The organism is Endomicrobiales bacterium (assembly GCA_023228045.1).
Taxonomy (GTDB): domain Bacteria; phylum Elusimicrobiota; class Endomicrobiia; order Endomicrobiales; family JALOBY01; genus JALOBY01.
The window spans coordinates 1-12,045 of the sequence record JALOBY010000020.1 but is presented as its reverse complement, the minus strand read 5'-3'; the positions used below and the strand labels follow the sequence as shown (position 1 = coordinate 12,045).

Below are 12,045 nucleotides of genomic sequence, written 5' to 3'. Positions count from 1 at the left end.
GCAACTTACATCTGTAACACTAAACTGGCGAGGTTAAAGTGAAAAGAATTGCGGTAATTACATCAGGCGGTGATGCTCCCGGCATGAATGCGGCAATTCGCGCGGTAGTGCGCGAGGCGCTTTTTCTTGGCATTGAGGTTTACGGTGTGCAACGCGGCTTTCGCGGCCTATTGGAAAATCAGGTAGAAAAACTTAGCAGAAACTTTGTCAGCGGAATTTTAGACAAAGGCGGCACAATTTTAAAAACCGGCCGTTGCCCGCAAATGCGCACAAAAGAGGGCTTGCAAAAAGCCGTTAACACTTTAAAAAATCTCTCATTAGACGGGCTTGTGGTAATAGGTGGTGACGGCTCACTTGCGGCCGGAACAAAAATATCGCAAAAAGGCATTCCTGTTGTTTGTATTCCCGGCTCTATTGATAATGATGTATTTGGCACCGATGAAACCATTGGCTTTGACACAGCGCTTGATACAGCCATGAGGGCAATTGACAAGATTCGCGACACAGCCGCAAGCCACGAAAGAGTTTTTGTAGTTGAAGTTATGGGCAGGGAACACGGCTTTTTGGCACTTGCAATAGGAATATCGTCAGGCGCTGACTTAGTTATTATACCTGAGATAAAACCAAACATACCAACAATTGCAAAAGGGCTTAAAGCGGCAAACGCATCAGGTAAAACTTCTATAATTGTTGTGTATGCGGAAGGTGCCGGCAATTCAATGGAATTTACAAAACAACTAGAAAATAAATCCGGCCTAGAGGTGCGTTTAAGCTCACTTGGTTACATTCAACGCGGCGGCTCGCCTTCTGCGCGCTCAAGAATACTTGCAAGCCAGTTTGGCGCATACGCTGTAAGGTTGCTTAAAAGCGGCGCAAAAAATCGCCTTGTGGTTTTACAAAACGGCAAAGTTTCTAACATTCCCCTTTCAATCGCAATTAAAAATGAAAAAAAGCTGGACATGAATTTATACAAACTTGCCACTGAATTATCTTTCTAACAAAAGTATTATTTTAAATTACAAATTTTAACTTGTATTGTTTTTAGTAAATTAGTTACAATTTATCACGGATTTACAGTAACACTTCAAATCTTTACGATGTGGCCGATATGGCACACACCGCAAAACAAAACAGGAGGCATCATGATTTATGAAGTAAAGAAGTTCAATCTTGTATCAATGCTTAAGCTTTTGCCGGCTATTTTCGCTATCGTCCCTGTTGTTATTGGACTTTTCACATTTTTCATTCTTACAACAGAAGTTGCCGCAGGCCTTGGCACTGCCACACGCCTTATTTCATGGTTAATTTTCGTGGTTCTTTACACAGTAATTATGTTATTAGGAATTACGGTAATTGCCCTTCTTTACAATTGGCTTTCCAACAAGATCGGTGGCATTGTTGTTACATTAGAAGAAAAGAAATAATTTTTTAAGGGGAAGTTCTGAAAACCTTTTTTGCACATCACAGTGCTAATAAGTTTTCAGGTTTCCCTTTAATAGATTTTAACCCGAACTTTGTAATAGGTTTGTGCGATTTTGACTAATTCCCACCCAAGGCGGGCGCTGCCACAAGATATACCAAATCAAGTTGCAAAATCCGGGTTAAAAACACTTACAGGTGATGAGCAATAACCATGGGCACAGCAAAAGAACCTCAAGTGGTAAAAGCATTTTCTGGGATAATAGCACCGACTAAAGAACTTATTGAAAAATCAATATGTTTGTTAAGTAAATCTCTTGGAAAAAGTGATATTATAAGTGAAGTTTTCCCCTTTGAATTTACAAATTACTACTCAGCCGAAATGGGCAGTGGACTACTTCGTGCATGGGTTGGATTTGAAAAACTAATTGAACCAACCGAACTAAGCTCCATTAAAAACTTTTCAAACAATACAGAAGCGCAAAACTGCAAAGCTGGCAAAAGAACTATTAATTTAGACCCGGGCTACCTTGCACTTTCAAAAATTATACTTGCTTCCACTAAGGACTTTAGCCACAGAATATACCTATCAAGCGGCATTTATGCAGAAATAACCGTGCAGTACAAAAATAAAGCATTTAGCGCGCTACCTTGGACATACCCCGATTATATGTGCCCACAGGCAATAAGGTTTTTTACACAACTGCGGGAAACATACCATAATCAACTACAGCAAATAGATAAAAAGTAAAAACTTTTACATAAACTGCTTTGCCTCAATGTCAAATCCCGCGTCCTATTGCTAATTATAAGTTTAACTCTTGCATTCAATTGTTTCACATGAAACAAAACTTTTTACTCATCAACGCTCCTATTTAGGGTTTACTGAAAAATAAAAATACTATTGAATTATCAATAAAATACACGATAATAATATGGGCATAAGTGCACGGTTTTTGCACAGTTTTTGTTAAAAAGCTTGTACTTTTGTTATTTATAATTTTTCATTAAACCCTGGGGCAGGAGTTTTCCAGTGCCCCCTATTTACGACTTCGCGGCATATAATTCAGTAAAACCTCTCGGGATTGCCTTATATTGCGGCAATTCTTGTGCAAAATGGGCACGAAACACACTTACTTGACTTATTAAACTGTTTTGCAAACGGTAAACCAAGAGAATACCCCCACTCCTATAATCCGCTTTCCCAAAACACTTCTATATACCCCATCTACCCGCTCAAAGTGTGGTTACATCTCCAAAACTTAAAGACACTTGCAGGCAACCTTAATAAATCTTTTGTTTCACGTGAAACAAAATCAACAAAACTTTCAAGCGACCGAGCAAATACATAAAACTAAAATCCGAAGATGACAGGATTTTAGCTTTGAGGTTATATTAAACCGAACAATGTGTATTTGTTGTATTTTAAAAAATAAATATGTAGAATAACCATTATAAAAAATAGGAGAAGGGAAAATGAGCAAAATTATCGCCGTAGTAAACCAAAAAGGCGGTGTTGGTAAAACTACAACCTCCGTCAATTTGGCCACAAATTTAGCGTATCTCAGACACGAAACACTTCTAATTGACTTAGATCCTCAAAGTAACGCAACAAGCGGGCTTGGTATAGACAAAAATGCAAACCCTAGTCATATCTATCGGGCACTTTTGGGCGAAGTTCCTTTAAAAGAAGTTCTTTTGCCAACAGCAATTGACTGGTTAGACATAGCCCCATCGCACATAGACCTTATTGGTGCCGAGCTTGAGCTTGTTTCCATGCAAGAGCGCGAAATGCGCCTTAAAAATATTCTAACCCCATTTTTAGATGTTTACAAATATATTATAATTGACTGCCCCCCGTCGCTTGGGCTGCTCACATTAAACGCACTTGTTGCCGCCGACTCGGTTCTTATACCAATTCAGTGTGAATATTATGCCCTTGAGGGTCTTGGACAATTAGTAAAAACCATTGAATTATTAAGGGAAAATTTAAATCCAAATCTTGAAATTGAAGGCATATTGCTAACAATGTATGATTCCCGTATGAACCTTTCAAAACAGGTTGTTGAAGAAATAAAAAAGCACTTTGGCGACAAGGTTTACACAACAATGATACCTCGCACTGTTCGCTTAGCAGAGGCACCAAGCTTTGGCAAACCCATGATACTTTACGATAAATCTGCAAAAGGCACGCTGGCATACCTTAAATTAACCAAAGAGCTGCTTTCAAAACAGCCAAAAAATATACAACTCCAAAGCGCACCCGAAGCAGCGGCTGAAATACAACTAATAAAAGTAGAAGAAAATAATCGGCTGCAAGCCGAGCAATCTCCAATTCAAAATGAGCAAACAGCACCAGAACAACCAGCATTAGAAGTAAAAACTAATTGAAAAATGAGTTATTTTTGTTATTTAATAAAACTAAATAAAGCGTTAAAAATAATGGGGGAATAATGCACAACGCACTAGGTAGAGGTCTTGAATCGTTAATACCAAATTTACCGGCAAAAAATCAGCCGCAGGCACATAATGGGGAAATAATAGTTAAATTACAAGCAAGTAAAATAAAACCAAACCGCCACCAACCCAGGAAACACTTTGATGAAACAAAAATAAAAGAACTCGCACACTCTATTAAAACCCATGGGCTAACACAACCGCTTGTTGTAACACACTCCATAATACCTGGCGAGTACGAGCTAATCGCCGGCGAACGCCGCCTGCGCGCCTGCATACTTTCAGGCCTTAGCGAAGTGCCGGCAATAGTGCGCCAGGTTGACGATAAAACACGCTTTGAAATTTCCCTGATTGAAAACATACAGCGCGAAGACCTAAACCCTATTGATGAAGCCGGCGCATACAAACGCCTCTACGACGAGTTTGGCCACACGCAAGAAGAGCTTGCCGCAATTGTAGGCAAAGACCGCTCGGTTGTCGCAAACGCCCTGCGCTTATTAACACTGCCAAAAGAGGTACAAGCGCTAATAACATCTGGGCAATTGTCGTCGGGGCATGGCAGAGCGCTTGCAGGCATAACAGACACAACTCGTCAAAAAGCACTTGCCGCGTTAATAGTAAAAGAAAAACTCTCAGTACGCGAAACCGAAAAACTTGTCTCAGAGGGAAAAACACCACTGAAAACTCAAAGGAAAACAACAAAACCCGAAATTGAATTAGTGCACCTTTGTGAAGAACTTCAAAGACGGCTTGGAACAAAAGTAAAAATAAAAGGCAAAGCAAACAAAGGCAAAATAGAAATACATTACTTTACTCTCTCAGACCTTGAACGGATAGCTGGCATATTAAAAGCAAAAAAATAAAATGTTCTTTTTCATCTTAGGAAAGGGTTCAGTGAGCGAAACGAACGACGACGAAACGGGAAAACCTAAGGTTTTCCCTTGTAGAGCGGTTTGGCGTAATCATATTAGCCAAACCAAGTATGAACGAAGTGAATACTAAGTCCCGCAGATTGCGGGACGCGATATAGGTGGCAGAAATATGAAAAAAATTCCTGCTTTATTATTATTAACACTCGCACTATCTTTTGTACACATTGCAAACGCGCAAACCCCGCAAGAAAACGAAATCTCTCTCTCGTCGCAACAGCAAAGCCAAGGCACAATAGCGCTTCCTACATATATATGTGAGCTAACAAACCTAAACGACTACTCTGTATTTGCCACAAACGGCTGGGATGCCAACTGGTATGTTGGTTTTAACCTATGTTGGATAGAAGAGTTTAACTTACCGCAAAACCAGAGAATGGAAAAGGCCTTCGTTGGCGTAAAACTTGGGCGCGCAAAAACACATATACCCGACGGAAAACCGCGCTGGCAAAAAGAAATTGTACCCGGCAGCATATACATAGCCCTATCCAGCTCGCCGGTTTGGCAAGCCACAGATTCATACTTTCTTTGCACAACCGAAGAAATACCGCTTGAAGGTGATAAGGAATATGCCACAGAAGGCACCGGCGAGGCACGCTGGTTTTGGGCTCAAGTTCCACTCAATAAAATAAATTTTGGAGGCAAAAACTTCGTAGCCATATATTCACCCTCTGAAAATTTATCCAAGTCGGAAAACTGCCCAATAATTGCAGGCGGTTTTGGCACTGGCGCAGTAAAAAGCTGGATAAACAACGATATAAACGGCTACGCCCCACTAGACCGCGAAACATCATTAAAAACACCAATAGCCAGCTTCAGGCCTGCCATTGCCATAAAACTTGTGCCACAAAATACAAAACAGGAAATAGGCGTAGAAATAGCTAAAATATTACCCAGCGCTATAAACACCTCAAACAAAACTTTAGTAGTAAAAGTTAGCGGACAATCAATTGAAAAACTTTGGCTTGAATACACAACCGACAATGCAGATGTGCAAGAAACAGATGCGGCAAAGTGGCAAAAAACCGGCACGGCAATATACGCTACGCCATATATGCTAACACTTAAACCATCCACTCTGCCAAGCAGCGATGTATTTATCAGTGTTGCCGCAATGGATGAGTGGGGAAACATCGGATATAGCGAAACCATAAAAGTAGACGAGCAAAAATAAAAACCCGTCGTAGACCATACGAAAAATTAAAAATGATAACCAAAGAACTAATAGAAAAACTATTTTCTGCTGCCTCAATACAACGCTGGAACGATCACCCGCGCCCCATAGAGTTAACCGAGTTAGACAAACAAGCGCACAAAATGCTCATCGCCTACATACTTGCCCGCTTAGAAGAAGATAATGGCCAAAAAATAAACTGGACCGCGCTAATAGAAGGCGCGATATTTGAATTTTACCACAGAATAGTGCTAACCGACTTAAAACCACGCGTATTCCACAAACTAATGCAGGAAAAAGAAAAAGAACTAAACGCTTATGTGGCAAACCACTTGCGAAAAGATCTGCAAGCCCTCTCAAAACCACTCTATGAGCGTTTCTGCGAATACTTTGGCAACAAAACAATCTGGTCAAAAGAAAAAGCCATATTAAAAGCGGCGCACTACATGGCAACAAGGTGGGAATTTAATATCATATACCCACTTGCCAAACACATATACGGAATGAAAGAACGCAAAAAAGAAATAGAAAATGAAATAAAAAAACATCAGCACCTGTCAAGCGTGGCGCAATTTGAAAAAAGTAAAAAACTAAACGCATTCACAGACCTCTGCGGCCAACTGCGCTTTCAACTCCGTTGGGCGCAAAGCCCGCGCATACCCAAAACAAATGTATTAGGCCATATGCTAATGGTGGCAATACTTGCGTATTTCTGCTCAATAGAAAACGGCTACAAAAGCGCTACTCGCATAAAAAACAATTTTCTTAGCGGCCTCTTGCACGACCTGCCCGAGGTCTTAACACGCGACATAATAAACCCGATAAAGCGTTCTGTAATTGGCTTAGACGAAATAATAAAAAACTTTGAAAACACTTTGGTCAAAGAAACGCTTTTGCCAATGTTGCCACAAAAATGGCACAAAGAAATAAACTACCTAATGCAAAACGAATTTAAAAACAAAACAATGCAAAATGGGAAAATTGTCTTACAATCAAATATAAGTGCACAAAAAGATAATGATGCCTACTCATGCGTGGACGGACAACTGATAGAGGCCTGCGACAAATTCTCTGCTTACTTAGAAGCCGCGCAATCAAAAAAATTCGGAATAACAAGCAACGAACTAACAAACGGCCTAAAAACAACCTACAAAAATTTCGCCGGTAAAACCTACGGCAAAATAAAATTCAAAATCTTGTTTGATTATTTTAAATGAAAAGGATATTCCATTGAAAGTAGCTTTTCTTGACGAATCAGGTGATCACAGTCTTAATAAAATTGACCCATCCTATCCTGTTTTCGTTCTTGCCGGATGTATTTTTGATTTTGATTACTATAATAACACAGCAGAACCTCAGATTATGGCTTTAAAACAAAAATATTTTAAACGCAATGATATTATTCTACGCTCATACGACATAAGAAAACAAAAAAATGCTTTTAACATACTTGTTGATAAAAAGTTGCGCGAAGCATTTTACACCGACATAAACGAGCTTATTCTCTCTTTAAATTTCACAGTTATTGCCGCTGCTATTAACAAAACTTCCCTAAAAAACCAATACTCAGATTCTGTCAATCCATATCATCTTTGTTTCCATTTTTTTTTTGAACGCGTAATAATGTATTTGGGTAAAAGCAACGAAAAAATGCTTTTAAGAATTGAATCTCGGGAAACACACAATGACAAAAAATTGTCTCACGAATATGAGTTATTTCGTGCCGGCTCATCACGATTTCCACCTAAAGAAACGCAGGCGAAATTGGCAGATCTGTCATTTAACCAAAAAACACAAAATATTGCAGGTATGCAATTAGCCGATCTGGTTGCTTACCCTATCGGCAAATGGATTATGAACAATGATGGTGAAAACAAGGCATTCAAAATTGTTGAAAAGAAATTACACCAGAAGGACGGGAAGTATATGGGTTACGGGCTGAAGGTTTTCCCATAAAATACAAAACGGGCCCAGGAAAGCCCTAGTCCCGCATGAGTATTATAATATAACTTTCACAAAATTGCAACATTTTTTTAAAAGGAGCATTTATGAAATATACTTTTATTTTTGTTTTCATTCTCTGCGCAGCAATGCTGGTATTCTCAATGCAAAACACCGCCACCGTTTACATCACATTTCTAAAATGGGGGACATTTACAACACTCACAATATCTGTGCTTGCGGCATTTACGGGCGGCGTAATAACCGGTATGCTAATGCTCTTGCCACAAATAATCCGCAAGAACTCAAAAATAAAAACCCTAAAAACAAAGCTAACCCAAACCGACCCATCAAAATCTGAAATCTATGTTAATAAATAAATTCACAAAATCCTCATATTCAATGAAATTCAAGGAGTGCCTCTCCTCATATTTATGCAAAAACAAGGATTTTCATACAAAAAAGCAGTAAAAATTATAAAATTCCATGGCTATTTAAAGTTTGTGCTGTAAAAATAGCATTCCCGATTTCACTTAACAGTAGAATGAATCTCCGCCCAGCAATCTGAGAGGTATCAGTGGTTCTAATTCTTTATTCCTCTCCCTTGAGCTGAGAGGTATCAGTGGTTTTAATTCTTTATTCCTCTCCCTTGAGCTGAGAGGTATCAGTGGTTCTAATTCTTTATTCCTCTCCCTTGATGGGAGAGGATTGAGGTGAGGGTGTGCATTTGATAACAGGTCCCATTTGACCCCCTCATCCCGTAAAGGGATGTTGTCCCTATAGGACTTTATGTCCTAACCTTCTTCCCCAGACTTCACGGGGTCCAGAAACTTACCCGCCAAGGGGAGAAGGAACGATTTGGTAACCGTCCCGCAAGCGGGGGCGGAATTATCAATTTAAACAAAATCGCCGCCGAAGCCGAAATTGTATAAGACAAATATAACTGGAGAAAAAATGAACCTGCCTATCAACATTGACCATCTCTTAACAGCTCGCACAGTTGAATGGGAACGGCTTGAATTTAAAGAGGGGTGGAACCCAGAAGCAGTTCTACACACAATGTGCGCATTTGCCAACGATTTTCATAATTTGGGTGGCGGCTATATCATAATTGGCGTAAAGGAAAACAAAGGAAACCCTATTTTGCCACCTAAAGGCATTGCGAAAAATCATATAGATAAAATTCAGAAAGAAATAATTGAACTTGGCCACAAAATACAACCTTACTATCACCCTATTGTTGTGCCAACTGAATATAAGGAAAAATACATTATTGTCTTGTGGTGTGTTGGTGGCCAAACACGCCCTTACAAAGCACCTCTTTCTCTTTCCAAAGACGAGAAACGCTACGCATATTATATCCGTAAAGCCGCTAACACAATTATTGCCAAACCACAGGATGAAAAAGAGCTTTTTTCTCTTGCTGCCACTGTACCATTTGACGACAGAATAAATCATACGGCTACCATTAATGAACTAAACCTTGGGTTAATCCGTTCTTACCTCCAGCAAGTAAAAAGCGACCTATTTGAGCAGGCAGCAAAGATGGATTTCGTACAACTTTGCCGAAATATGAATATTGTGGACGGTCCAGATGAATATATGAGGCCCAAAAATGTGGGCTTAATGTTTTTCAATCAAGAACCACATAAATATTTCCCTCAGACACAAATTGATATAGTTCATTTTCCAGAAGGACTCGGAGCGGATTCTTTTTCAGAAAAAATTTTCAAAGGACCGCTACACATGATTATAGAAAAGGTCTTAACGCATATTCAAAATCAGGTTATTACCGAAAAAATTATAAAACGCTCAAACCGCCCTGATGCTGATCGCTTTTTTAACTATCCATACATTGCTATCAAGGAAGCTCTTTGTAACGCTGTTTATCACCGTTCTTATGAAATTAGAGAACCTGTGGAAGTGCGAATATTGCCCAATAGCATAACTATTGGAAGTTTCCCGGGCCCAGATAGCTCTATTTCAAATAAAGATATTCAGGCAAGTAGGTTCACATCTAGGCGTTACCGCAACCGCAGAGTTGGAGAGTTCTTAAAAGAACTGGAAATTACCGAAGGTCGCGGGACAGGTATCCCAAAAATGCTTCACGAAGTTACTAAGAATGGCTCTCCTTTGCCTATTTTTCACACAGATGAAGACCGCACCTTTCTTACAGTTGAATTTCCAATACACCCGTTGTTTCTTAAACAGGATAACGAATGCGTAGCTTCTCGTGAAGAAATAGCAACAAGGGCCCAGTCAAGGGCCCAGTCAAGGGCCCAGTCAGAACAAGTATTGAATATTTTGGCAACAACTCCCCTATCAATGATAGAAATCGTTCAAGGTCTAAACTTAAAAAGTAAAACTGGTGCCTTAAAAAGAGCTGTTAACGAATTGCTTTCCGCCAATTATATTGAATATACTATCCCAAAGAAACCCAACAGCCGCTTGCAAAAATACCGTCTGACTAAAAAAGGCGAGAATTACTTAAAAGGGCTTGTAAAAACTAATTAACTGGTGAAAGGAATGTGAAAAAGAAATGTAAAAAATGCAAAGTGCCGCTTGAAGGTTTTTTGTATAGAATAATTGCCGCAAAACTTTTCGGCGTGCGCCCCTCGGAAAAAAACCCAGAGCTTTGCAATAAATGTGAAGATAAAAAATAAAAGATTACAAAAAAAGTTTTGAGAATAAATTAAATAAAACCTTTTTGGTCTTAAACAATTTCTGCCCCAATCTTGTATATATAACCAATGCTTCATCCTGCTCCTATAAATGTTTGTAAAGTATTTTAATTTTGCATTGGCAACTTGAATTGGGTGGGTTGAATCTATGTCTATTATATCCAATTTGACGAAGGTGTTAAATGAGAAAACAAAATAACAATATAATCTGTAGACATGATTATAAGAATGCAATTAAAATCGGTAACATTGATTATGTATGCCCTATCTGTAAGGAATTGTTAGACCCCTGTGAATGGTTTTTTATGAACAGCTTTGAGTTTGTTGAGGTCAAATTGATATCTGATAATCCTAAACGACAAACGGCAAAATAAGGTGTTAACTCCATGATAAAACCAAGAAACACTACGGATGAGAATGCTGATATGAAGGTTATCCCTCTTTGTGATTGCTTAGCTAAGACTATTCGTTCTTTGTCTGGAAATAAACCAGGTGTATCAGTTGAAACACATTGTCGTATAGTTGGGTATGTGGCGCGTGAACTTTTGAGTCGCATGCCTAATTGGCTCAAAGAAAGTCTCTTTCCCGAAGGCAGTGAGCTAGTTGCGGCAGCTCATGATGTAGGAAAGGTTAGTCCGTCATTTCAGGAAAAGATTTATTACGATATTGGAATGCAACTTGGGATTGTAAGTCATGATTTAGATAAAGCAATTGGCTATCATTTTAGTGTTAGCCAAGCGACGATTAGTCAGAAACTTAAATATATACCTGAAATTCTTGGTAGACATCATGGATACACTCCACCCGGTGTGCAATCATCCGACGCAGATATTTATGGGGGTGCTGGTTGGCAAAAACAACGAGAGATTTTAATAGAAAATTTGAAAAATGATTTACATTTAGACTGGCCGAAGGTGTCATCTGCTTTGAATTCAGATGTTCTTTCTGGCCTTACTACGGTAGCTGATTGGATTGGTTCAGGTTCTTTGTTTGATGAAGCAAAACAGGAAATATTAAAGGATCATATTTCTGAGGCTGTAGATCTTGCTGGTTTTATTGCTCCAAAAATTCGCAAGGGAGTTTCTTTCGAAGAGATGTTTGATCTTCCTTCATGCAACAATGTGCAGAGGTGTCTTGCAGAGGCAACAAATAATCAAGGGATCTATGTGTTAGAAGCCCCCATGGGTATAGGCAAAACTGAGGCGGCCCTATATGCTGCCTACAAAATTTTAGAAAAAGGTGATGCGACAGGGATATATTTTGCCCTTCCAACTCAATTAACATCGGATAAAATCCATGATCGTATGGGCAAGTTTCTTGAAAAGATATTAGAAGAAACAGATATTAATCGTCGTTCCTTGCTTGTGCATAGTTCTGCTTGGCTATATAAAACCGAACTAGGCGAAGATGGGGCACCGGGACGATCGTGGTTTGACGATTCAAA

The 12,045-nt window shown here is 39.3% G+C and carries 10 protein-coding genes and 1 pseudogene; all 11 read left to right on the top strand.

The genetic code is table 11. The features are described from left to right. Positions 1 to 38: 38 nt before the first annotated feature. A complete protein-coding gene (locus tag M0Q46_05360; GenBank protein MCK9583016.1) occupies positions 39 to 998 on the top strand; it encodes a 6-phosphofructokinase in 960 nt (319 codons plus the stop codon). A gap of 144 nt (positions 999 to 1,142) precedes the next feature. Then, a complete protein-coding gene (locus M0Q46_05355) occupies positions 1,143 to 1,424 on the top strand; it encodes a hypothetical protein (protein ID MCK9583015.1) in 282 nt (93 codons plus the stop codon). Positions 1,425 to 1,633: 209 nt separating this feature from the next. After that, positions 1,634 to 2,170, top strand: a complete 537-nt coding sequence (locus M0Q46_05350; protein ID MCK9583014.1) for a DUF4416 family protein — start codon at positions 1,634 to 1,636, stop codon at positions 2,168 to 2,170. A 725-nt stretch (positions 2,171 to 2,895) separates the two neighbouring features. Then, positions 2,896 to 3,648, top strand: a pseudogene (locus M0Q46_05345) (AAA family ATPase). A 224-nt stretch (positions 3,649 to 3,872) separates the two neighbouring features. Beyond that, positions 3,873 to 4,739, top strand: a complete 867-nt coding sequence (locus tag M0Q46_05340; protein MCK9583013.1) for a ParB/RepB/Spo0J family partition protein — start codon at positions 3,873 to 3,875, stop codon at positions 4,737 to 4,739. Positions 4,740 to 4,917: 178 nt separating this feature from the next. Further along, on the top strand, positions 4,918 to 5,979 hold the full coding sequence (locus M0Q46_05335) for a hypothetical protein (GenBank protein ID MCK9583012.1): 1,062 nt from the start codon (positions 4,918 to 4,920) through the stop codon (positions 5,977 to 5,979). A gap of 32 nt (positions 5,980 to 6,011) precedes the next feature. Further along, positions 6,012 to 7,196, top strand: a complete 1,185-nt coding sequence (locus M0Q46_05330) for an HD domain-containing protein (GenBank protein ID MCK9583011.1) — start codon at positions 6,012 to 6,014, stop codon at positions 7,194 to 7,196. 13 nt (positions 7,197 to 7,209) lie between these two features. Continuing rightward, positions 7,210 to 7,935, top strand: coding sequence for a DUF3800 domain-containing protein (locus tag M0Q46_05325; protein MCK9583010.1), 726 nt, complete (start codon positions 7,210 to 7,212; stop codon positions 7,933 to 7,935). A 92-nt stretch (positions 7,936 to 8,027) separates the two neighbouring features. Next, positions 8,028 to 8,300: a lipopolysaccharide assembly protein LapA domain-containing protein gene (locus M0Q46_05320; protein MCK9583009.1), complete on the top strand. Its 273-nt coding sequence runs from the start codon at positions 8,028 to 8,030 to the stop codon at positions 8,298 to 8,300. Positions 8,301 to 8,874: 574 nt separating this feature from the next. Further along, positions 8,875 to 10,434, top strand: coding sequence for a putative DNA binding domain-containing protein (locus tag M0Q46_05315; protein ID MCK9583008.1), 1,560 nt, complete (start codon positions 8,875 to 8,877; stop codon positions 10,432 to 10,434). Positions 10,435 to 10,987: 553 nt separating this feature from the next. After that, positions 10,988 to 12,045: hypothetical protein (locus M0Q46_05310; protein MCK9583007.1), on the top strand; the 1,058-nt coding region annotated here is incomplete at its 3' end.

Bases quoted from the DNA above. Each gene is read 5' to 3' on its own strand.
- M0Q46_05350 (MCK9583014.1), top strand. From the start codon at position 1,634: ATGGGCACAGCAAAAGAACCTCAAGTGGTAAAAGCATTTTCTGGGATA.
- M0Q46_05330 (MCK9583011.1), top strand. From the start codon at position 6,012: ATGATAACCAAAGAACTAATAGAAAAACTATTTTCTGCTGCCTCAATA.
- M0Q46_05315 (MCK9583008.1), top strand. From the start codon at position 8,875: ATGAACCTGCCTATCAACATTGACCATCTCTTAACAGCTCGCACAGTT.
- M0Q46_05335 (MCK9583012.1), top strand. From the start codon at position 4,918: ATGAAAAAAATTCCTGCTTTATTATTATTAACACTCGCACTATCTTTT.
- M0Q46_05340 (MCK9583013.1), top strand. From the start codon at position 3,873: ATGCACAACGCACTAGGTAGAGGTCTTGAATCGTTAATACCAAATTTA.
- M0Q46_05320 (MCK9583009.1), top strand. From the start codon at position 8,028: ATGAAATATACTTTTATTTTTGTTTTCATTCTCTGCGCAGCAATGCTG.
- M0Q46_05355 (MCK9583015.1), top strand. From the start codon at position 1,143: ATGATTTATGAAGTAAAGAAGTTCAATCTTGTATCAATGCTTAAGCTT.